This is a genomic window from Arthrobacter sp. Cza30 (assembly GCF_059090765.1).
Window position 1 is genome coordinate 14,082 of record NZ_JBNHGA010000007.1, and the last position, 18,956, is coordinate 33,037.

An 18,956-nucleotide genomic window follows, 5' to 3' on the forward strand; every position below is an offset into this window, starting at 1 on the left:
GGCCGGGCGGACCGACGTTAGCGCCTACGATGGGTTCTGAGCCGGCAGGCCCTCAGCGGCCCGGATTCCGCCGCCGGCACCGATTGTCCCGAGTACCTTAAGGAGACCCTACATGGCCAAGGCGATCGTGGCCGCCGCACCCGGCGGTCCGGAAGTACTGCAACTGCGCGAGGTCGACACCCCCCGGCCCGGCCCGGGCCAGCTGCTGGTCAAAGTTGCCGCGGCAGGTGTGAACTTCGTCGAGACCTATGAGCGCAGCGGCGTCTACAACGTCCCGTTTCCGTACACGCCCGGCTCCGAGGCCGCCGGCACGGTCGAAGCCGTCGGCGCCGGCGTCGACGGCTTCGCCCCCGGCGACCGCGTCGCCTTCGCCGAGGGAGACCGCACGTACGCGGAGTACACCGTGGTCTCCGCCGAGGCGGCGCTCCCGGTGCCGGACGGCGTGGCCGACGATGTGGCGGCCGCCATCCCGCTGCAGGGCATGACGGCGCATTACCTCATCAACTCCAGCTTCAGGGTCCAGCCGGGCCAGACGGTACTCACCCATGCGGGTGCCGGCGGCGTAGGCCTGATCCTGACGCAGCTGCTCAAAGCCAAGGGCGCCCGCGTGATCACCACGGTGTCCACCGACGACAAGGAAGACCTGGCCCGCAGCGCCGGGGCGGATGAGGTCCTCCGCTACGACGATTTCGCCCGGCAGGTGCACCAACTGACCGCCGGGACGGGGGTGGACGTGGTCTACGACGGCGTCGGCAAGGACACCTTCGACGGCTCGCTGGCCAGCCTGCGAACCCGCGGCATGCTCGTGCTCTTCGGCGGCGCGTCGGGCCAGGTGCCGCCGTTCGACCTGCAGCGGCTCAACCACGCCGGATCGCTGTTCGTCACCCGCCCCAAGCTGGCCGACCATCTGCTGACGCCGCAGGAACGGCGCTGGCGCTCCAGCGAATTGTTCGATGCCGTCCTGTCGGGCCGCCTGGACATCCGGATCGGCCGGACCTATCCGCTGGCCGATGCAGCACAGGCACACGAGGACCTGCAGGCCCGCCGCACCACGGGCAAGCTGCTGCTGACCCCGTAGCCCGCCCGGGTTGCCGTCGACGCCCTCGCTGGTTGCCGGCGCCGGCGCGCCCGGCGCCGGCGGAGAAAATTTCGGGGGGACGGGAGGGCGGGCGGAGCGCCTGCCCTCCCTCCCGGTTCAGCCCTAGGCGGCCGCAGTTTCCCGGTAGGTGATTTTCGGGTCGGCCGACCCGCCAACCGCCAGCGCCGCGGCGAGACCGGGAGGCACTTCCCCGCCGGCATCTGCCAGCGTGAGGTCCAGCAGTTGCAGCCCGGGACGGTCTCCTGCTTCCCCGGGCCAACCGGACAGCTGGGGTTCACCGTCCGCACCGGCGACGCCGATCGTATCCGGCGGCAGCCGCAGGCCATGACCGGTCGATTTCAGCACGGCCTCTTTCCTGGTCCACAGCCGGGCCCGCAGCAGGCGCGGGTCGGCTGCCTGTTCCACCAGGGTCCGCTCCGCTTCCGTGAGCATGACGGCGTCGATGTTGTCCTCCGGCCGGAAAGCGTCCGCCGAGGCGTCTTCGATGTCGACTCCGAGCAGCACGGGCCGGAAGGACAGTGCGGCCAGCAGCCAGCGGCCCGAGCGGGCGTAGCTCAGGCGGGCGGGCGCCGGAGCGCCGTCCAGCAGCAGGTGCGGCTGGCCATGCCGGCCATCGTTGCCCCGCGTGCATTGGCGGCAGTCGAAGGCGAGCCGCATCCGGTCGGGGTCGACGTTCAGTTCCCGCGCCGCCAGCAGGCGGACTGCTTCGCGGGTGTGCGCGCGGACGCTGGGACGCCGGTCCGGCCCGCTGGCGGCCGGGAACCCGTTTTGCAGCTGCACCAACTGCAGTATCACCTGGGCCTTCATGCGTTCCTTTTCCCTTTCCCCCACGACGGCGGGGCCCACCTGCTTCGGTGGGCCCCGCCGTCGTCATTCATGGCAGTAACCGGTTACCGCTGAACGGCACCGCAGCGGGCTGCGGCCAGCTCCACGGCCTGGGCCCGTGCCGCGGAGGCCTCGTCGGCGGTCAGCGTGCGGTCATTCGCCCGGAACCTGAGCCCGAAGGCCAGCGATTTCTTCCCGTGCTCGATCCCGGGGCCCGAATAGACATCGAACAGGGCCACATCTTCCAGCAGTTCGCCCGCGCCTTCACGCAGCGCCTCGCGGACTGCTTCGGCCGGAACCGACGAATCGACGACCAGCGCCACGTCCTGGGTGGACACCGGGTAGGTGGACAGGTGCTTGGCCACGATCACATCAGCGGCGGCCTCAAAGAGTGCCTCGCCGTTCAGTTCCATGGCGGCAGTCCGCGCCGGCAGGTCCCCGTCCTGGAGCAGCTTCGGATGCAGCTCGCCGGCGTAGCCGACGACCTCGCCGGTGCGCAGCGACAACTGCGCGGTGCGGCCGGGGTGGAAGGCCTGGTGCTGCCCCTGGGCGACGACCAGTTCTATGCCGAGGACGTCGCCGACGGTCAGTGCGGCGTCCAGCGCGTCCGACCATTCCCAGGTGCGGGGTGTGAACCCTGCGCCCGGTGCCGCCTCGTGCCCGATCAGGACCGCGGCCACGTGCCAGGGCTGGTCCGGGATCCCGGCCTGCAGTTCCTCGAGCACCTCGTCCGAGGGCCTGGCGCCCAGCGGGGGCAGGACCGGCGACCCGGTCTTGTCGCCGGGCAGGAACACCAGGCCGCCTTCGTACAACGCGAGGTCGCGGAAGCCGCGGGAATGGTTGCGGCGTGCGGTCTCCAGCAGGCCCGGCAGCAGGCTGGTGCGCAGGTACCCGAATTCGGCGGAGATTGGGTTCGCCAGCTTGACGGCGGCAACCCCGGAGCCGGCCTCGGGAGTTCCGAACGTTTCGTTATGCCCGGTGGAAACGAAGGGGTAGCTGAGCACCTCGGTCAGGCCGGCGTCGGCCAGGGACTGCAGCACGCGGCGGCGCTGCTGCTGGCCACGGGACAGGCCGCGCCCCGGCGGAGCCACCGGCAGGGTGGCCGGAATCCGGTCATAGCCCACCAGCCGGGCGATTTCCTCGACCAGGTCCTCCTTGATGGCCAGGTCGGGACGCCAGCTGGGCGCCGTGACGCGCAGGCCGCCGTCGTACCGTTCGATGGAAGCGCCGATGCCGGTCAGGGCGGATTCGATCTGCCCTGCGGTGTACTCGAAGCCGATGAGGCGGGAGGCGAAGCCGTCGGGCAGGTCGATCTCGACGGGCGCCGGACGTGCCCCGACATCCGTGGCGGTGGTGTCGGCCGTGCCGCCGGCGAGTTCGACCAGCAGGTCCACGGCGCGCTGCGCCGCCTCATCCGCAATTTCCCAGTCCACTCCGCGCTCATTGCGCTTGGATGCCTCGGACGGCAGCTTGTGGCGGCGCCGGGTGCGGCCCATGGAGACGTCGTCGAAATGGGCGGACTCAATCAGCACATTGGCGGTTCCGTCCCCGACCTCGGTTTCGGCACCGCCCATCACGCCGGCCAGGCCGATGGCGCCGCGGTCATCCGTGATCAGCAGATCCTCGGTGGAGAGCCGGCGCTCCTTGCCGTCCAGGGTCACCAGGGTCTCGTCCGGGTAGGCCCGGCGGACCACGATCGGGCCCTGAAGCTTGTCCGCGTCGTAGAAGTGCAGCGGCTGGCCCAGTTCCAGCATCACGTAGTTGGAGATGTCGACCACCAGCGAGATGGAGCGCATGCCGGCCAGGCGCAGCCGGGAGGCCATCCACTGGGGCGTGGGCCGCGACGGGTCGACGCCGCGGACCGTGCGCGCCACGAAGCGGTCGCAGCCGGGCTTGCCGTAGACCGGGGACCGGTCTTCGAGCCGGACGGGGTGGCCCTCGCCGGTCGCCTCGGGAACATCGATGCGGCTGGCCGGGTCGACGAATTCGGTGCCGGTGGCCAGCGCGTATTCACGGGCCACGCCCCGGATGGAGAAGCAGTAGCCGCGATCCGGCGTCACGTTGATCTCGGCTGCCTCGTCGGTCAGGCCGAGCAGTTCCATCGCGTCGGTGCCGATGTCCGGGTCGAGGCCCAGCCGGGACAGCACGATGATGCCGTCGTGGTCCTCGCCGATGCCGAGCTCTCGGGCGGAGGCGATCATGCCGGCGGAAGTGTGCCCGTAGGTCTTGCGGGGGGTGATCCGGAAATCCCCCGGCAGCACGGCGCCGGGCAACGTCACCACGACTTTGTCGCCCACCTCGAAGTTGTGGGCTCCGCAGACGATGCCCTGCACGCCGGACGGGTCGATGCCGTCGCCGGTGAGCGGCTGGCCGGCGCCTTCCGGCGCCACACGCACTTGGCACCAGTTGATGGTCTTGCCGTTCGACTGCGGCTCCTTGACCAGGTCGAGGACCTGTCCCACCACGATCGGCCCGGAGATCGAATCGGACGGACGGTGGACGTCCTCTTCTTCGAGCCCGACCTTGACGAGGTCGGCCATGACGTCCTCGGCGGTGGCGTCTGCGGGAACCTGCGCGTACTCGCGCAGCCAGGAAAGGGGAATACGCATAGTTCTAGATCTCCATCCCGAAGTGCTGGCTGAAGCGGATGTCGCCTTCGATCATGTCGTGCATGTCCGGGACGTCGTTGCGGAACATGAGGGTCCGTTCGATCCCCATGCCGAAGGCGAATCCGGAGTAGACCTCCGGATCGATGCCGGCAGCGCGCAGCACATTGGGGTTGACCATGCCGCAGCCGCCCCACTCGATCCAGCGGGGGCCGCCCTTGGCGCCCGGATGCCAGATGTCCATCTCGGCGGAGGGCTCGGTGAACGGGAAGTAGGCCGGGCGCAGGCGGATCTTGGCCTCGGCGCCGAACATCTGCCGCGAGAAGTGCTCCAATGTGCCGCGCAGGTCGGCCATCGTGAGCCCCTTGTCCACGGCCAGGCCTTCGAACTGGTGGAAGACAGGCGTATGGGTCGCGTCCAGTTCATCGGTGCGGAACGTCCGGCCCGGGCACAGCACGTACACGGGCAGGTCGCGGTCCAGCATGGAGCGGACCTGCACCGGCGAGGTGTGGGTCCGCAGCACCAAGTGGGCCTCGGGCGGTTCCACGAAGAAGGTGTCCTGCATCTCCCGTGCGGGGTGGTCCGGCTTGAAGTTCAAGGCGTCGAAGTTGAACCACTCGGATTCCACCTCCGGCCCCTCGGCGATCTCCCAGCCCATGCCGACGAAGATGTCGCTGACCCGTTCCTGCAGCGTGGAGAGCGGGTGCCGGGCACCGGCGCGGCGGCGGCGCGGAGCCGCGGTAACGTCCACGGCCTCCTCGACGAGGATCTGCGCCTCCCGCTCGGCCTCCAGTTCGGCGGTGCGGGCGGCCAGCGCCTGGTTGATGCGCCCGCGGGCTGGACCCACGATCTTGCCCGCGGCCGCCTTGTCCTCTTTGGCGAGCTTGCCGATTTCGCGGTTGGCCAGGCTCAGCGGGGATTTTTCGCCGGCGTGGGCGAGCCGGGCAGTCTTGAGCCCGTCCAGGTCGGAGGCAGCCTTGAATGCCATCACCGCCTGCTCGACGGCGGCGGCTACCGCGGCTTCGTCGAGGGGGCTCGGCACGGGTGGCTCCTGGGCTGGGGGTGTCACGTCAGACATGTGCTGTGGGGACCTCGGAATAGGTTATAGGGTTTCCGCCCGCATACGGGCAACCAGTCCAGTCTAGTTCACGGGCTGGCACCGACCCGAAACGCTTACGATGGGCCCATGACGCCGTCCGAGAAGCTGCGTGCCGCCTGGAACCTGCTCAACGGCTCCACCCTGTTGGGGCTGACCCTCGCCGCCGCGGTCCGCTGCAGCCTGCATCCCGGACCCCATGGCCTGATCCTGGCCCACGGCTATCGGCCCGGGCTGCCGAAGGCCGCTGCCTTTACCGTGGGCAACGTGGTGCTGTTCCGCGACGCTGCGGCCGGGCTGGCCGGCAATCCGGTGCTGCTGGGCCACGAATCCCGCCACAGCAGCCAATATGCCTGGTGCCTGGGCCTGCCGTTCCTGCCGCTGTACGGCTTCGCTGCCGCGTGGTCGTGGTGGCGGACCGGCGACCCGGCGTCCCGGAACGTCTTCGAGCGGCTGGCCGGGCTGCAGTCGGGCGGCTACGCGGAGCGGCCGGTGCGGCGGGGGCCTGGACGGCGCGGGCCTGGGCCGCGCGGCTCGCGTCCCGTGCGGGCGGCCGGCTAGCTTTCCCGCGGAACTCCCCTCCGGCCCTGTCGCGCAGTTCGAAGATGTGTTCTACTTAAAGCATGAGGTGGTCCTCCCAGCAAGCGGAACCAGGCGCACTGCTCCCGTTGTCCGGACTCGTCCGGAGCGTCCAGACCCCCGGTTTCGCCGGCATCACATTCCATGAGGTCATGGCCAAGTCGGCGCTGAACCGCGTAGGCGCCGGCTCGCGGATGCCGTTCGAATGGACCATCAACCCCTACCGTGGCTGCAGCCATGCGTGCGTGTATTGCTTCGCCCGCAAGACGCACAGCTACCTCGATTTGGACACCGGGCTGGATTTTGACAGCCAGTTGGTGGTCAAGGTGAACGTGGGCGAGGTGCTCCGCCGCGAGCTTGCCAAGCCGTCGTGGAAGCGCGAACACGTGGCCATGGGCACCAACACTGATCCTTACCAGCGGGCCGAGGGCCGCTACAAGCTGATGCCGGAGATCATCAAGGCCCTGGCCGGGTCAGGAACCCCCTTTTCGATCCTGACCAAGGGCACCTTGCTGGCCCGTGACGTGCCGCTGCTGCGTGCGGCGGCCGGGGACGTTGAAGTCGGCATGGGGATTTCGCTCGCCATGACCGACGCCGGACTGGCGCGCCGGGTGGAGCCGGGAACACCGACCCCGCGGGCCCGGCTCGAGCTGATCGCCAAGCTCAGCGACGCCGGCCTGCCGTGTTCGGTGATGGCCATGCCGATCCTGCCCTGGCTGACGGACTCGGAGGAGGCGCTCGACGAGCTCTGCGCGGCCGTGGCTGCAGCCGGGGCCACCAGCATGACGGCGGGCGCGCTGCACCTTCGTCCCGGCGCCAGGGAATGGTATCTGCAGTGGCTGGCCAAGGAATACCCGCAACTTTTGGGCAAGTACCGCCGCCTCTACGACGGCGGCACGTATGCCGCCAAGGACTACCGGCATTGGCTGGCGGACCGGGTCCGGGCAGCCAAGCGCCGGCACGGATTGGAAAACGCTGCCCGGCTGCGCGACGTGCCCATGCGGCCAGCGGCGGAAAGTCCGGCAGCACCGTCCGTCACCCCGGCCGCAGCGGGACAGGTGACGTTGTTCTAAGTGGCCGGCAAGGCCTCGGCCTCCGCGGGGCTTCGGGGTGGCGCCGTTACGCGGGACGGCCGGCGGTGTGGCCTGCAGCGGCGAGCACGGCTTCGAGGATTGGAAAATCTGCGGGGATCCACGGCAGGGCAGCAGCTTCTGCCGCCCCCAGCGGGACCCAGCGCAATTCGTCGTGGTCTTGCAGCGGCTTCGGCTGCCCGTCGGTGATGTAGGCACACCATACGCGCATGGCCGCCGCCTCGTTCAGCGGCCACCCCTGCGGGAGCGGACCGGGGACTTCGGCTCCCAGCTCTATTCCGACCCCAAGCTCTTCGCGGAGTTCGCGGCGCAGGGCGTCTTCGCAGCTCTCCCCCGGCTCCACTTTGCCGCCGGGGAACTCCCACAGGCCGGCCAGCGCCTCGGGTGCGGTGCGCCGGGCGGCCAGCAATCTGCTCGGGGCGTCGCGGGCGTCGAGGATGGCTGCCCCGACAATCTGTTTCAGGCTCGTGTGCACGCGGATCAGTCTACGGTGCTTGCCTTGCCCGGCTCCCACGGCCCGGACTATGCCGCAGACCACAGGCCACACGGGTCCGGAATGGGATGCCGCGCCGTCGCGTTGCCGTACAGTGACAGCCGGTGCCCGCAGCTGCCGCCCGTATTGCCATGGCGTGCAGGCGTGTGCCGGCGCCCAGTTGTCCGTCCGACCGAAAGCCGATCATGAATTCCCCCACACTCGTCACCGCACGGAGGCAGACCGAAAACCGCCGGACGGCGTGGGCCATCGTCGCCTTGGCCATGGGCGGTTTCGGCATCGGTACCACGGAATTTGCCATCATGGGCCTGCTGCAGAATGTGGCGGCCGGCCTGAACGTCTCCATCCCGGAGAGCGGGCACTTGATTTCCGCCTATGCCCTGGGCGTGGTGGTCGGCGCGCCGCTGCTCGCAGCCCTCGGAGCCAAGCTTCCGCACAAGCACATGGTCCTGGGGCTGATGGTCCTGTTCACGCTCGGGAACCTCTCGTCGGTGTTCGCGCCCGACTACGCCACCATGCTGGTCACCCGGTTCATTTCCGGCCTTCCGCACGGCGCCTACTTCGGCGTGGCCGCCGTTCTGGCTGCCTCGCTGGTTTCGCCGACCCGCCGCGCGCAGGCGGTCGCCATGGTCATGCTCGGGCTCTCCGTGGCCAACGTCGTCGGCGTACCGTTGGTGACCTGGCTGGGCCAGCAGTACGGCTGGCGGCTGATGTTCGTGGCCGTGGGCATCGTCGGCGCGGTGACGATACTGATGCTCCAGCGTCTGGTCCCCTTTACCCCCGCGCATGCGGAGGCCGGCATCCGTCGGGAACTCGGCGCCCTGAAGCGTATACAGGTCTGGTTGGCTCTGTTGATCGGCGTGGTTGGCTTCGGCGGATTCTTCGCGGTGTATTCCTACATCAGCCCCACCATGACCGAGGTGACAGGCCTGGCCCCGGCCGCCCTGCCGCTGATTGTCGGCCTCTACGGCCTGGGCATGGTCGTCGGCACCTTCATCGGCGGCAGGTTGGCGGACCGCTCCGTGATCGGGACCATCTACCAGGTGATGACGGCGATCATCGTGATCCTGGTGTTCTTCTGGGCGGCCTCATCCATTGCCGCCCTGGCAATTCCCCTCGTGTTCCTCCTCGGGGCCGCAGGATCGAGCCTGATCCCGGCCCTGCAGACGCGCCTGATGGACGCCTCCCCCAACGCCCAGACCCTGGCCGCGTCGCTGAACCATGCGGCGTTGAACATGGCCAATGCCCTCGGCGCCTTCCTGGGTGGCCTCGTGATCTCCTGGGGCTGGGGATATGCCGCGCCGGCGCTGGTCGGTGCCGGGCTGGCATCCTTGGGGCTGGTCATCGCCGCTCTCAGCGGGGCGCTCGAGAAACGGCGCAGCCTCGCCTGAGGCGCATCGTGCGGCGGGCCGGCCGGTTAACCAGCTACCCTGCAGGCCCGCGTCGACGCTGGGACCTCGCGGAGGCGTACAGGCAGACGGTGGCAGCCGTGCCGACGTTCAAGCTTTCGGCCTGGCCGTAAACCGGCACGGCGACCCGGTGGTCCGCGGCAGCCAGTTCTTCCGACGACAGCCCTTGGGCTTCGTTGCCGAAGAGCCAGGCGGTAGGCGCCGCCAGATCCGGCAGGCCGGCCACGCCCTCGTCCCCGGCTGCGGGGGTTTCACCCAGCCGGGCCAGGGCACTGCGGTCCTGCAAATCGTCCAGATCGATGGTGCCGTAGCCGTCGGCTGCGAGCATGGTTGCGCCGGCGGCGCGTACGGCCGCCGCCACGTCACCGAAATCGTGACCGTTCACCACAGGCAGGTGGAAGATCGATCCGGCCGTGGAACGCACGGCCTTGGGGTTGTAGATATCCACGCTGGAGTTGGTCAGGATCACGGCATCGGCGCCGGCTGAATCGGCCGCCCGCAGGATGGTGCCCGCGTTGCCCGGGTCCTGCACCCGGACCATGACCGCCAGCAGCAGGGGTTTGCTTTGCAGGACCTCGTTCAGCGGCCGGTCCAGGTAGTGGCAGACGGCCACGATCCCCTGCGGGTTTACGGTGTCTGCCATTGCGGCCAGAACCGCATCGGTGGCCAGCCGCAGCGGCACGCCGTCGGCAAGGTCGGCTAGTTCAGGCGAGCGGTCCAGGCAGGCTTCGGTGGCGAAGACCTCGGCTACGGTGCCGCTGTTGCCGGCGGCAAGATGCGCGCGGTGGGCCGACAGGGCCTCGCGGACAGCCTGCGGGCCTTCGGCCAAGAATTGGCGGCGCTTTAAACGCACCGAGCGCCCGGCAAGCTTTGCCACATCCCTGACCCGATCAGCTCGGGGGTTGGACATGACGGCTTGCGGGCGCCCGGTAGTGCTCATACAGCGACTATAACGTCGCCACATAAGCGTTGATGCATCCGGTGCTTATTCGGCAACCTTCTGGCGGGCCTCGCCGCCGGCGGGCTCGAAGCCGGCAGCCTTGGCGGCCTCCACGGACTCGAACCAGTACACGGGAGTGGTGTTCTCGTACCAGGTGGAGCCCGGGACGTGGTACTTCTTGGACTGGTTGCCCTTGATGGTGTAGCCGGCGGGAGCGTCCTCGCCGTCAACAGCCTTCACGGCGCCGGCAACTTCTCCGGCTTCAGCGGCGGGCGCGGCAGCCTTGGCGGCCGGAGCGGCCTTGGCGGCGGCGGCAGGCTTGGCGGCGGCCTGGCGCTCTGCGGGAGCCGAAGTGTCGGCCGGCAGGGCGTCCTTGGCTACCTGCACCAGCGCGGCGAAGGCGCCGGCGTCGGACACGGCCAGCTCGGCCAGCATGCGGCGGTCGACCTGGACCTCGGCGGCCTTCAGGCCCTGGATGAGGCGGTTGTAGGTCAGGCCGTTGGCGCGGGACGCAGCGTTGATGCGCTGGATCCACAGGCGGCGGAAATCACCCTTGCGCTTGCGGCGGTCGCCGTAGCTGTACACGAACGAGTGCAGCAGCTGTTCCTTGGCCTTGCGGTACAGGCGGGACCGCTGTCCGCGGTATCCGGCAGCCCGGTCCAGGATGACCCGGCGCTTCTTGTGGGCGTTGACCGCCCGCTTCACACGTGCCACGTGCGTACTCCTTTTGATGATTGGTGCCCGGTGTTAGGCCGCCGCAATCGGCGGCCGGGGGCAAAACTAGCTGGATGGCCCTTGCGGCGTCACCGCGCGGACCGGAGGGGAGAAAATCAGATGCCGAGCATCTTCTTGATGTTGCGCACGTCGGCCGGAGCAACGATCTTGTCACCGGCAAGGCGTCGGGTCAGCGTGGAAGGCTTGTGCTCCAGGTAGTGGCGGCGGTTGGCCTGCTGGCGCTTGAGCTTGCCGCTGCCGGTGAGCTTGAAGCGCTTCTTGGCGCCACTGTGGGTCTTCTGCTTCGGCATGGCTGCCGTTCTCCTTACGTCTCCTCGGGTCGCTGCCGACCGTCGGCTCGTGCGGTGCCGCAAAACGGGCACCGGCGGTTTACTTGTTTACCGGCGCCGGGCACAGAACCGTGCCCGGCGGTTGCCGGATGCTCTCTGTACGGTCTTAGTTCTTGGAACCGGACCGGCCAGCAGGTTTGGGTGCTGCAGGCCGCGCTGCCGGCTTGGGCCGGGCGGCGGGCTTGGGTGCTGCGGGCTTGGCCTCCGTGGCAGGTGCCGCGGGCTTCGCCGGAACCGCCGGCTTGGCCTCGGCCGCCGGCTTTGCAGCTGCCGGCTTGGCCTGAGCGGCCGGCTTTACAGCGGCCGGCTTGGCCTGAGCTGCCGGCTTAACCTCGGCTTCCGGCTCGGCAGCAGGCTTGGCCTCGGCCTCAACCTCGGGCTCCGCCTCAACCTCGGGCTCCGCCTCGGCCGCAACAGCAGCCTCGGCTTCCGGCTGCTCCGCGGGCTCGGTCTCCACCTCGGGCTCAACCTCAGCCGCGGCATCGGCCTGGGCAGGTGCTTCGGCGATTTCCTCCGGCTGGCTTGCCATTGCGGCCAGGCCTTCCGGCATCAAGTCGCCCAGGCTCTGAGTTAGCGGGTCCTGGTCGGCCGAGGTATCCACCTTCTCCTTCTTGGCCTCGTTCGTTGCCTTGGCGTCAGCCTTCTGGGCGGCCCGCCGGGCCTCTGCCTTGGCTTCGGCCTTGTTCTTGGTCGGGCCGATCACCATGACCATGTTGCGGCCGTCGATGCGCGGAGTCGATTCGATCACGCCGACCTCGGCGACGTCCTCGGCAAACTTCTGCAGAAGGCGGATGCCCATTTCCGGGCGCTGCTGTTCGCGGCCGCGGAACTGGATCATGGCCTTGACCTTATCGCCGGCCGCGAGGAACTTCAGGGCGTGGCCGCGCTTGGTCTCGTAGTCATGCTTGTCGATCTTCAGGCGGAACCGGATTTCCTTGAGCACAGTGTTCGTCTGGTTCTTGCGCGCCTCGCGGGCCTTGACCGCAGCCTCATACTTGTACTTGCCAAAATCCATAAGCTTGCACACCGGAGGCTTGGCCTGCGGTGCGACCTCAACCAGGTCAAGATCCGATTCCGTGGCCAGGCGCAGGGCATCCTCAATACGGACGATCCCAACCTGTTCGCCGTTCGGTCCGACTAACCGCACCTCGGGAACGCGGATACGATCATTGATTCTTGGCTCGCTAATGTGTGGCTCCTGTCACTAAAATCGGCTGCCGCTTGCAATGAAAGAAGGCCTCCCATTGCAAACGCAATCGAAGGCCTCGAAGTGGCGGCAGGCGGAAACTCCCTGGAGTTTCACCGGCTGGCCCGGGCGCCTCACGCGAGGGTTTCCGGCTACAGCCTGCCGACCTGGACCCGGCAGCTCTGGCTAGCCATACCGACGGGTGGGAGAGGACTCCGCTTGCAGATCGGATCCTGCTCCGCACGTGCCGTGAGGCACATAAGTAACGGGATCCAATTGGTCTGTGACAAGCTTACCAGTATGAGCAGCTCAGATAACAATCCGCAGACCGACGGCCACCGCCACAGCTTCGCCCCCGACGCCGGTTCTGCCTCCAGCCAGGAACAGGAAGTCCTGGGCCAGATGCGCGACATCGCCGAAGTACCGGCCGTGGAAGTCATCACTACCGCCGCCGTCCATCTGATGAGCGCCGCCGCCGTTAAGTGCGGCCTGGCCGCCGGAGAAGACGCCGAAGAGCTCAAGGACCTGGACGAAGCCCGCAAGCTGATCACCGCCCTGGCGGGGTTCGTCACCGCTGCCGCGCCGGAAATCGGCAGCCAGCATGCCGGACCGTTGCGCGATGGCCTCCGCTCCCTGCAGCTGGCCTTCCGCGAAGCATCGGTAATCCAGGACGATCCGGGCAAGGGCCCGGGCGAGAAGTTCACGGGTCCGGTCAACTGACCGGCGCGGACTTCCAGAACTGACAAAGGACGACGCCGGTGCCCCGCACCGGCGTCGTCCTTTGTCTTTGCGCTTCTGGTTGCGGCGGCCGCTACGCGGGATTCAGCGGGTGAACTTCAGCTCCAGCGAATCCACCCGTTCGGCAAACTCCTGCCGGGACTGGAGCCGCTGTTGGATCCGTCCGGCCAGGGCGGCCAGCTCTTCGCGCCCCAGCCCGTCCTGCACCTGCAGGACCAGGCGCAGTTCCGGGCCGTGGCCGCCGCCGGCCACCACGGCTCCGTCTGCCGCCCGCACCGCGATCCCGGTCCCGGGCTCCACGAACGAGGCCATGACCGCCTCCTCGCCGCCCGTGGCCTCGGCCACCCACTCCAACAGCGCCGGATCGCGGTAGGAGGGCACCCACTCGTGCTGTTTGGCCAACGCCCACACTGCCGGCCGCCGGACCACGAACGTCAGGGCGGCGCCCGGATCCATAACCATCAGTTCGGCGTCTTCGGACACGGCCGCCAGGGCCGCCCGCGGCGCCTCCACCGCGACTGGCCGGGCCTGGGGATGCCAGGCCTCCAGGGCGGCCGTGTTACTGAACACCGGCAGCGCCCGGCGCCCATCCGGCGCCTGCAACGTCACTACGGCCATGTCGGCCTGTTTATCCGCTGTCAGGCCGTGGCTGCCCTCGGCCTCTTCTCCCAGCGTCGCCACGATGGGCACGAAAACGCGGGCGTTCGCCAGGGCAGCCACTACTTCCGCTTCGCCGCCGGTTCCGGCAGCAAGCCACTGCAGCGCCGCCTCGTAGCCGGGATCCGCGCTGCCGTCATCTTGGTCGAACTGATGAAGCGGATTTCCTTCACCGCTCAGGTCCCGTCCGGCCCAGCTTTGGCCGGCCGAGTCCCCCGCCCCGCCGGCTCCCGCCAGCGCAGCGGCAATATGGGCGGGCAGCTGCTTCTTGCCCATGCTGGTCTCTCAGCGCCGTCCGGCGACATCGAGGGCTTCGGGCAGCGTGAACTTGCCCGCGTACAGTGCCTTGCCCACAATCGCTCCCTCGACGCCGGCCGTAACCAGCTCACGCAGTGTCCGCAGGTCATCCAGGCTGGAGATTCCGCCCGAGGCAACCACCGGCTTGTCCGTCCGCTCGCACATCTGCCGGAGCAGATCCACGTTGGGCCCGCGCAGCGTCCCGTCCTTGGTCACATCGGTGACCACGTACCTCGAGCAGCCGGCGTCTTCGAGGCGGGCCAGCACCTCCCAGAGGTCGCCGCCATCCTGCGTCCAGCCGCGGGCCGCGAGCGTGGTGCCACGGACATCGAGGCCGACGGCGATGGCGTCACCGTGCCGGGCAATGGCGCGTGCTGTCCATTCCGGGTTTTCCAGGGCGGCGGTGCCCAAATTGACACGTGCGGCCCCGAACTCAAGCGCGCGCTCCAATGACGCGTCGTCGCGGATGCCGCCGGACAGCTCCACCTTGATCTTCAGTTCGTCGGAGACGCGGCGCAGCACTTCCGTATTGTTGCCCCGGCCGAACGCCGCGTCGAGGTCCACCAGGTGCACCCATTCTGCCCCGTCGTTCTGCCACGCCAGCGCAGCGTCCAGCGGATCCCCGTAGCCGGTCTCGCTGCCGGCTTCGCCTTGGACCAGCCGGACGGCCTGGCCGTCGGCAACGTCGACTGCGGGCAAAAGTTCAAGGATGGTGGTTTCGTTCGTCATGGTTCTTCCGCTTTCTGCGCGCCGTCAGCGGGCGCGGGATGGGTGTGGTTACTCGGCCGGGCCGAGGGTGAGCAAGTAGGCAGCCAGCAGCGACAGGCCGGCCAGGATCCAGAAGACGATCACCAACCACTTGGGCAGCCGCTGCTGTCGGAACGAGATGGCGCCGCCGGCCAGCAGCCCGGCCAGGCCCATCAGGAGGATGCTGCCCATGACTACCTCAGCGTCTTCAACCAGTTGCGCAGCAGCTCCGCGCCGGCGTCTCCGGACTTTTCCGGATGGAACTGGGTAGCACTCAGCGGACCGTTTTCAACGGCCGCTATGAACGGGGCGCCGTGCGTGGACCAAGTCACCAGCGGCGGTGTCATCGCGGGTTGGGTGACATCGAAGTTCCAGTGCTGCACACCGTAGGAGTGTACAAAGTAGAAGCGCTCGTCTTCGATCCCGGCAAACAGCCGGCTGCCCTCCGCGGCGTCCACGGTGTTCCACCCCATGTGCGGTACGACCTCAGCGGGCAGCGCTTCCACGGTTCCCGGCCATTCCCCGATGCCCTGCGACCGCACGCCATGTTCCACGCCTTCTTCGAACATGACCTGCAGGCCCACGCAGATGCCCAGCACGGGCCTGCCGCCGGCCACCCGCCGCCCAATCCAGCGGAGCGCGTCCACGGACTTGAGCCCCTTCATGACCGTCGCGAAGGCCCCGACGCCGGGAACCAGCAGGCCGTCGGCGTCGAGGACGTCGTCGGAGGCATGGCTCAGCGTGACGTCGGCACCCACATGCTCCAGCGCCCGGACTGCCGAGCGGACGTTCCCGGAGCCGTAGTCCAGTACCGTGACCTTGGGCGCAGCCGTCACAGGGCTCCCTTCGTCGAGGGAATGCCCTCGACACGTGGATCGGCTTCGACGGCGGCGCGAAGCGCCCGGGCGAAGGCCTTGAACTGGGCCTCGACGATGTGGTGGGGGTCCCTGCCGCCCAGCACGCGCATGTGCAGGCAGATCTGGGCGTGCAGCGTGATCGATTCGAAGACGTGGCGGGTCAGCGATCCGGTGAAGTGTCCGCCGATCAGGTGGTACTCCTGGCCCGCCGGTTCCCCCGTATGCACCAGGTAGGGCCTGCCGGAGATGTCCACGACGGCGTGGGCCAGCGCCTCGTCCAGGGGCACCGTGGCTTCGCCGAAACGGCGGATCCCGGCTTTGCTCCCCAGCGCTTCCTTCAGGGCGTCGCCGATGGTGATGGCGACATCTTCGACGGTGTGGTGCGCGTCGATGTGCGTGTCCCCGCTGGCCTTCACGGTCAGGTCGACGAGCGAGTGCTTTGCCAGGGCGGTGAGCATGTGGTCGTAGAACGGCACGGTGGTGCTGATCTCGGAACGGCCGGTGCCGTCGAGGTCCAGTTCAACCAGCACGGACGACTCGCTGGTGATGCGTTCGAGGCGTGCGGTACGTCCGGTGGTGGTTTCCACGGTCATGGGAGTCCTTTGACGAATTGGTCGACCGGCACGAGCCGGTTCGCTCTTACTAGTTTAGGAGACTGGGCTCGCCACCAGGGCCTTGATGCCGTCGAGGAAGGCTGTGGTCTCGGCCTCAGTGCCGGCGGTTACCCGCAGATGGCCCGGGATCCCGACGTCGCGGATCAGCACGCCGGCTTCCAGCAGCCCCTGCCACACCGAGCGGGGGTCCTCCAGCCCACCGAAAAACACGAAGTTTGAGTCGGACGGCGCCGGGTCAAGTCCCAGTCCGGCCAGCCCGTCGACAATGCGGTCCCGCTGCGCCTTGATGTCTTCGACGTTGGCCAGCAGCGCATCAGCATGTTCCAACGCGGCCAGGGCCGTTGCCTGGGTGACCGCGGAGAGGTGATAGGGCAAGCGGACCAAACGCAGCGCATCGGTAATCTGCGGTGCGGCGGCGAGGTACCCGACCCTGGCGCCTGCCAGCGCGAAGGCCTTGCTCATGGTCCGGGAAACAATGAGTCGCTCCCGCCCCGGCAACAGCGTCAGCGCGCTCGGCGTTCCGGCGTGGGCGAACTCGGCGTAGGCCTCGTCCACGATCACGATGGCATTGGAGGCCTCCCCCGCCTCATACGCCGCCTCCACGACGTCAAGGCCCAGGGCGGTGCCCGTCGGGTTGTTCGGGGAGCATAGAACGACCACATTTGCCGCGGAGTCGGCCACCGCAGCGGCGGCGGCGTCCGGGGACAACGTGAAGTCTGCCCCCCGCGGAACAGCCACGTAATCCGTATCCGTTCCGCTGGCCAGCAGCGGGTACATGGAATAGGTGGGCGGGAAGCTCAGCAGGGTGCGGCCGGGGCCGCCGAAGGCCTGGAGGATTTGCTGCAGGACTTCGTTCGATCCGTTGGCGGCCCAGATGTTCTCTGCGGTGAGGCCGTGCCCCAAGTAGCGGGCAAGCGCCGTTCTCAGCTTCGTGAACTCGCGATCCGGGTACCGGTTCAGGCCTGCGGCCGCCTCACTGACGGCCGAGACGATGGCCCGGCGGACAGCATCGGGGAGGCCATGGGTGTTTTCGTTGACGTTCAGGAGGACGGGAACCTCCAGCTGGGGCGCACCATAGGGCTCCAAGCCCCGGAGATTTTCCCGCAACGGCAGGCGGTTCAGGCGTTCTAACTGCTCACTCACCGGTCCAGTTTAAGCTTCGGCCCGCCCGGGGCAGGAATCGGGCGGGCCGAAGCAGCTCATATTACGGCTGGTCTCAGCGCGCCGACGGGACCAGCAGCTGCTGTCCGGCGTGGACGATGTCCCCCTGGAGGCCGTTCAATTGCGCGATCTCGAAAATGACATCGTGAGGGTTGCGGTCCGGGGCGGACTGCACTGCTATGTCCCACAGTGTCTGGCCGCTGCCGACCGTGACAGTTGCCGCCGGCCCCGGTCCCAGCCCCCCGGCGGCGGCCATTGCCGGAGCCGTGAAGAAACCGATCAGGGTCAGGGCTGCGGCCGCGGCGAGCATCAGCGGCAGGCCGATCAGCAACAAACGGCCCCGGCGGGTCAGCCGCAGGCCTGTGCTGGTGCGAACGCCGGCGGGCTGCGGTGCGAGCTGGGCGGACATGGTGCCACCTTTCCGATATTCGATCTATTTCGGCTGGTTTCGATCGTTGTGCGACCGCATTCGAACGTATCTTCGAATGCGTCTCTTACAGTTTTAGCACTGGTGATCGAACATTGTCGAGACTCAGTCGAACAAATGTTTGAAATTCGCTACCGCCTCGCCTAGCGTTGTAAGCGTCGAGCGGCAGTAAGAGCAGTGCATCAGCCGCCACCGACAAAACAGTTGAGACAACAGCCCATGTGCGGTTCCGCTACGGCGCCGGCGCAGGGACCACTACGGGGAGACCGGGGCCGGACATGTCGGAAGAGACCACCACCACTGCCGGAGCGAAGCGACGCGGCCGGCCCGTCAAAGTGGGACGCAGCCTGACGCCGCGGCAGAAGAAGATCCTGGAAACGATCCAGCGCTCCGTCATGTCCCACGGATACCCTCCGTCCATGCGCGAGATCGGTGACACCGTCGGTCTGGCAAGCCTGTCCAGCGTCACGCACCAGTTGGCCCAGCTCGAGAAGATGGGCTACATCAGGCGCGACCCCAAGCGTCCCCGTGCCATGGAAATCCTGACCCCGCTGAAACTCGAGCACGGGGGTGTGGAAATCGTCGGAGTCGATGAACCGCAACAGCTGCGCAGCTCCAGCGGCGTCGCAGTATCCGAGCTGACCACGTCATCCGACACGGCGATGGTGCCGCTGGTGGGACGGATCGCAGCGGGCGGGCCTATCCTGGCGGACCAGGCGGTCGAGGACGTCATGCCCCTGCCGCGGCAACTGGTGGGACACGGCGAGTTGTTCATGCTCAGGGTCTCGGGCGATTCCATGATCGATGCGGCCATCTGTGACGGCGACTGGGTCGTGGTGCGCCAGCAGCACACGGCCGAGAACGGCGACATCGTGGCGGCACTGCTCGACGACGAAGCAACGGTCAAGACCTTCCGGCAGCGCGACGGCCACACCTGGCTGCTGCCGCAGAATACCCAGTACGAACCCATTCTGGGCGACCACGCAACCATCATGGGCAAGGTTGTCTCGGTGATGCGGGCCCTCTGACGCGCCCTCGTCTCCGGTCCCCCGCTGCCGCCACCCCGGGAT

Annotated in this window: 21 protein-coding genes; 6 read left to right on the plus strand and 15 right to left on the minus strand. The window is 68.3% G+C overall.

Annotated features, from left to right (window positions below):
* Positions 1-112 precede the first annotated feature (112 nt).
* On the plus strand, positions 113-1,078 hold the full coding sequence (locus tag AC5RVZ_RS22870; RefSeq protein WP_494067948.1) for a quinone oxidoreductase family protein: 966 nt from the start codon (positions 113-115) through the stop codon (positions 1,076-1,078).
* A 123-nt stretch (positions 1,079-1,201) separates the two neighbouring features.
* Here the strand turns inward: AC5RVZ_RS22870 and AC5RVZ_RS22875 are convergent, their stop codons facing one another.
* The 3 genes from AC5RVZ_RS22875 to pheS form a co-directional block, all read right to left on the minus strand.
* On the minus strand, positions 1,202-1,906 hold the full coding sequence (locus AC5RVZ_RS22875) for a 4'-phosphopantetheinyl transferase family protein (RefSeq protein ID WP_494067949.1): 705 nt from the start codon (positions 1,904-1,906) through the stop codon (positions 1,202-1,204).
* An 83-nt stretch (positions 1,907-1,989) separates the two neighbouring features.
* Positions 1,990-4,533: a phenylalanine--tRNA ligase subunit beta gene (pheT, locus tag AC5RVZ_RS22880; protein ID WP_494067950.1), complete on the minus strand. Its 2,544-nt coding sequence runs from the start codon at positions 4,531-4,533 to the stop codon at positions 1,990-1,992.
* Between the two features lie 4 nt (positions 4,534-4,537).
* Entirely contained in the window at positions 4,538-5,608 is a 1,071-nt protein-coding gene (pheS, locus tag AC5RVZ_RS22885; RefSeq protein WP_494067951.1) for a phenylalanine--tRNA ligase subunit alpha, read from the minus strand.
* Positions 5,609-5,716: 108 nt separating this feature from the next.
* Here pheS and AC5RVZ_RS22890 point away from each other — a divergent pair, with 108 nt between their 5' ends.
* Complete coding sequence (locus AC5RVZ_RS22890; protein ID WP_494067952.1) at positions 5,717-6,187, plus strand: hypothetical protein; 471 nt, start codon at positions 5,717-5,719, stop codon at positions 6,185-6,187.
* Between the two features lie 62 nt (positions 6,188-6,249).
* Positions 6,250-7,278, plus strand: coding sequence for an Rv2578c family radical SAM protein (locus tag AC5RVZ_RS22895; RefSeq protein WP_494067953.1), 1,029 nt, complete (start codon positions 6,250-6,252; stop codon positions 7,276-7,278).
* Between the two features lie 46 nt (positions 7,279-7,324).
* On the opposite strand, the gene AC5RVZ_RS22900 is transcribed toward AC5RVZ_RS22895, so the two are convergent.
* Complete coding sequence (locus tag AC5RVZ_RS22900; RefSeq protein WP_494067954.1) at positions 7,325-7,771, minus strand: (deoxy)nucleoside triphosphate pyrophosphohydrolase; 447 nt, start codon at positions 7,769-7,771, stop codon at positions 7,325-7,327.
* A 203-nt stretch (positions 7,772-7,974) separates the two neighbouring features.
* Here AC5RVZ_RS22900 and AC5RVZ_RS22905 point away from each other — a divergent pair, with 203 nt between their 5' ends.
* Positions 7,975-9,180, plus strand: coding sequence for an MFS transporter (locus AC5RVZ_RS22905; RefSeq protein ID WP_494067955.1), 1,206 nt, complete (start codon positions 7,975-7,977; stop codon positions 9,178-9,180).
* A gap of 34 nt (positions 9,181-9,214) precedes the next feature.
* On the opposite strand, the gene AC5RVZ_RS22910 is transcribed toward AC5RVZ_RS22905, so the two are convergent.
* The 4 genes from AC5RVZ_RS22910 to infC form a co-directional block, all read right to left on the minus strand.
* A complete protein-coding gene (locus tag AC5RVZ_RS22910; RefSeq protein ID WP_494067956.1) occupies positions 9,215-10,138 on the minus strand; it encodes a TrmH family RNA methyltransferase in 924 nt (307 codons plus the stop codon).
* 45 nt (positions 10,139-10,183) lie between these two features.
* Complete coding sequence (gene rplT / locus AC5RVZ_RS22915) at positions 10,184-10,852, minus strand: 50S ribosomal protein L20, sunset domain variant (RefSeq protein WP_494067957.1); 669 nt, start codon at positions 10,850-10,852, stop codon at positions 10,184-10,186.
* Positions 10,853-10,968: 116 nt separating this feature from the next.
* Positions 10,969-11,163, minus strand: a complete 195-nt coding sequence (rpmI, locus tag AC5RVZ_RS22920; protein WP_127511693.1) for a 50S ribosomal protein L35 — start codon at positions 11,161-11,163, stop codon at positions 10,969-10,971.
* A gap of 145 nt (positions 11,164-11,308) precedes the next feature.
* On the minus strand, positions 11,309-12,349 hold the full coding sequence (gene infC, locus AC5RVZ_RS22925) for a translation initiation factor IF-3 (RefSeq protein WP_494067958.1): 1,041 nt from the start codon (positions 12,347-12,349) through the stop codon (positions 11,309-11,311).
* Positions 12,350-12,688: 339 nt separating this feature from the next.
* Between infC and AC5RVZ_RS22930 the strand changes: the two genes are divergently transcribed.
* Positions 12,689-13,108, plus strand: coding sequence for a DUF1844 domain-containing protein (locus tag AC5RVZ_RS22930; protein ID WP_494067959.1), 420 nt, complete (start codon positions 12,689-12,691; stop codon positions 13,106-13,108).
* A 102-nt stretch (positions 13,109-13,210) separates the two neighbouring features.
* Here the strand turns inward: AC5RVZ_RS22930 and AC5RVZ_RS22935 are convergent, their stop codons facing one another.
* The 7 genes from AC5RVZ_RS22935 to AC5RVZ_RS22965 all read right to left on the minus strand — a co-directional run bounded on the left by AC5RVZ_RS22935 (position 13,211) and on the right by AC5RVZ_RS22965 (position 17,868).
* Positions 13,211-14,059 carry an SseB family protein gene (locus AC5RVZ_RS22935; RefSeq protein ID WP_494067960.1) on the minus strand — a complete coding sequence of 283 codons (849 nt, stop codon included), beginning with the start codon at positions 14,057-14,059 and terminating at the stop codon, positions 13,211-13,213.
* Between the two features lie 9 nt (positions 14,060-14,068).
* A complete protein-coding gene (gene priA / locus AC5RVZ_RS22940) occupies positions 14,069-14,809 on the minus strand; it encodes a bifunctional 1-(5-phosphoribosyl)-5-((5-phosphoribosylamino)methylideneamino)imidazole-4-carboxamide isomerase/phosphoribosylanthranilate isomerase PriA (RefSeq protein WP_494067961.1) in 741 nt (246 codons plus the stop codon).
* A 48-nt stretch (positions 14,810-14,857) separates the two neighbouring features.
* Positions 14,858-15,019, minus strand: coding sequence for a hypothetical protein (locus AC5RVZ_RS22945; protein WP_494002387.1), 162 nt, complete (start codon positions 15,017-15,019; stop codon positions 14,858-14,860).
* Positions 15,020-15,021: 2 nt separating this feature from the next.
* Positions 15,022-15,663, minus strand: coding sequence for an imidazole glycerol phosphate synthase subunit HisH (hisH, locus tag AC5RVZ_RS22950; protein ID WP_494067962.1), 642 nt, complete (start codon positions 15,661-15,663; stop codon positions 15,022-15,024).
* A complete protein-coding gene (hisB, locus tag AC5RVZ_RS22955) occupies positions 15,660-16,277 on the minus strand; it encodes an imidazoleglycerol-phosphate dehydratase HisB (RefSeq protein WP_493977765.1) in 618 nt (205 codons plus the stop codon). Before hisB ends, hisH begins: the two co-directional genes overlap by 4 nt.
* Positions 16,278-16,331: 54 nt before the next feature.
* Positions 16,332-17,441 carry a histidinol-phosphate transaminase gene (locus tag AC5RVZ_RS22960; protein WP_494067963.1) on the minus strand — a complete coding sequence of 370 codons (1,110 nt, stop codon included), beginning with the start codon at positions 17,439-17,441 and terminating at the stop codon, positions 16,332-16,334.
* A gap of 73 nt (positions 17,442-17,514) precedes the next feature.
* Complete coding sequence (locus AC5RVZ_RS22965; RefSeq protein ID WP_494067964.1) at positions 17,515-17,868, minus strand: LysM peptidoglycan-binding domain-containing protein; 354 nt, start codon at positions 17,866-17,868, stop codon at positions 17,515-17,517.
* Between the two features lie 296 nt (positions 17,869-18,164).
* On the opposite strand from AC5RVZ_RS22965, the gene lexA reads away from it, so the two are divergent.
* Entirely contained in the window at positions 18,165-18,914 is a 750-nt protein-coding gene (gene lexA, locus AC5RVZ_RS22970) for a transcriptional repressor LexA (protein ID WP_494067965.1), read from the plus strand.
* Positions 18,915-18,956: the final 42 nt, after the last annotated feature.